This is a genomic window from Streptomyces sp. CNQ085, assembly GCF_022614595.1.
GTDB lineage: Bacteria > Actinomycetota > Actinomycetes > Streptomycetales > Streptomycetaceae > Streptomyces.
Window position 1 is genome coordinate 64,188 of the sequence record NZ_JAJFAU010000008.1, and the last position, 1,876, is coordinate 66,063.

1 protein-coding gene and 2 pseudogenes are annotated in these 1,876 nt (G+C 70.6%); 1 reads left to right on the forward strand and 2 read right to left on the reverse strand.

Annotation, left to right across the window (positions count from 1 at the left end):
- A pseudogene (locus LJ221_RS03290) lies at positions 1 to 513 on the reverse strand (ATP-binding protein); the annotation flags it as partial.
- A 518-nt stretch (positions 514 to 1,031) separates the two neighbouring features.
- Here LJ221_RS03290 and LJ221_RS03295 point away from each other — a divergent pair.
- Positions 1,032 to 1,766: a transposase family protein gene (locus LJ221_RS03295; protein ID WP_241713552.1), complete on the forward strand. Its 735-nt coding sequence runs from the start codon at positions 1,032 to 1,034 to the stop codon at positions 1,764 to 1,766.
- Here the strand turns inward: LJ221_RS03295 and LJ221_RS03300 are convergent.
- Positions 1,752 to 1,876: pseudogene (locus LJ221_RS03300) on the reverse strand (IS5/IS1182 family transposase); the annotation flags it as partial. The gene LJ221_RS03295 and the pseudogene LJ221_RS03300 sit on opposite strands and share 15 nt — an antisense overlap.

Sequence of the window (1,876 nt, forward strand, 5' to 3'; positions counted from 1 at the left end):
GATCCACCGCTTCAGCAAGGCGCAGCAGGACTCGCTGCTGCCGGCCGTGGAGAACCGCTGGGTCACTCTCATCGCCGCGACAGCGCTGCGGCGGTGCAGGGCGGCGCAGATCACGGACGGCAGCGACGGGCTCTGCCGCACCAGACGGGGGAACTCGTCGACCACGACCGGCAGCGGCCCGCCCTCCCCCAGCCCCAGCAGGGCCTCCACCGCCGTCTCCCAGTCGCGCGGGCGGCCCCGCGCGGGCGCGCCAGCGTACTCGGCGATCCGCTCGCCCAGCATGCGCAGGGACTCCGAGCGCACCGCCTCCTGCGCGCCGAACCAGAAACCACCGGCGGCCTCGGTGAGCGCCCGCAGCAGATGCGTCTTGCCCTGCCGCAGCCGTCCCGAGACCACGCCGAGACCGGGCCCGGGCCGGAGGTCGGAGGCGAAGGCGGCGAGCGCCTCCCACTCGGCGTCACGACCGAGGACCGTATCCGGCTTGGCGTACCGGAGGGCGTCGGTGCGGGACACGGGTCGCTCCCATCGTTCGGTAACGCTCCTCCTCCCATTACACCTCCGGCCGCGGCCCGCCGCGAGGCGCGTACACCCACCCACCCGCCGGACGACGCTGGGAACGGACGGAAGACCGGACGGGAGCCGAGGAGGCGGGGCCATGGCGCGTACGGAGGGCGCCGCCGCCCGGCGGCGCTGAACGACGAAGGACCAGCTAGGAACTTTCCCAGCTGGTCCTTCGGAGTGAGCCGCCTAATACTCCAGTCGCAGTTCGCTATCGCTGCTGGTCAGAGCGTTGTTTCTGAGTGTGCTCGGCTGATGGGCCATCAAGTGTGGGGAGTTAGTGACCTCGGGTGCGGCGGTGGTAGTGGCAGCGGCGGGCTGTGGCCTGGTGGCGGCGTCGCCAGCGGGACCAGTTCAGTGAGCCGTTTTCAACCTGGAGCTGAAGGTGGGGCGGACCCTGGCGGTAGCAACAGACGAAGCTCCTGGTAGATGGGTTGTCGACCAAGATCAACCTGTCAGGCCAGGAGCTTCGTGTGCTTGTCTACCCATCGGCGATCGATCTGTCCAGTTCGGCCCTGCGGTTCCTCAGCCGTCACCTGGCCGAGCGGCGCAGAGCCATCGGCTGCCGCTGGCGCCGCCTCTCCAGCAACCGCCAGGCGCTGCTGGTCCTGGCACATCTGCGCTGCGGCGACACCTACGCCCGGCTCGCCGCGGCCTTCCGGATCGGGGTTGCCACCGTCTACCGCTACATCCGTGAGGCCGTGGAAGTCCTGGCGGCCCTCGCGCCGCACCTGGCCGACGCCATGAAGACGGCCGCCGCCAAGGCGTATCTGATCCTGGACGGCACCCTGCTGCCGATCGACCGGATCGCCGCCGACCGACCGTACTACTCGGGAAAGCACAAGCGGCACGGCATGAACATCCAGATCCTGGCCGACCCGTCCGGGAAGCTGCTCTGGGCTTCCCCGGCCCTACCAGGAGCGGTCCACGACCTCCGCGCGGCCCGCACCCACGGCATCATCGACGCCCTGACCGAGGCCGATGCGGCCTGCTGGGCGGACAAGGCCTACCGCGGCGCCGGCCCCGCCGTCCGGGTGCCCTACTGGGGCCGCTGGGAGACGCTCTCGGCCGGACAGCGGGCCCACAACCGCTCCCACGCCCGCATCCGCGCCCTGGGCGAGCAGGCGGTCGCCGCCCTCAAATCCTGGCGGCTGCTGCGTAAGCTCCGCTGCTCCACCACCCGCATCACCGGCCTAGGTTCTGTCTGACAAATGATCTTGTCTGGGTTCGCGGAGCCAGAGGACGAGTGCGGCGAGGTGGAGTCCGGCCCGGTAGCGGCTGGCGAGTTTGTCGAAGCGGGTCGCGATGGCCCGGAACT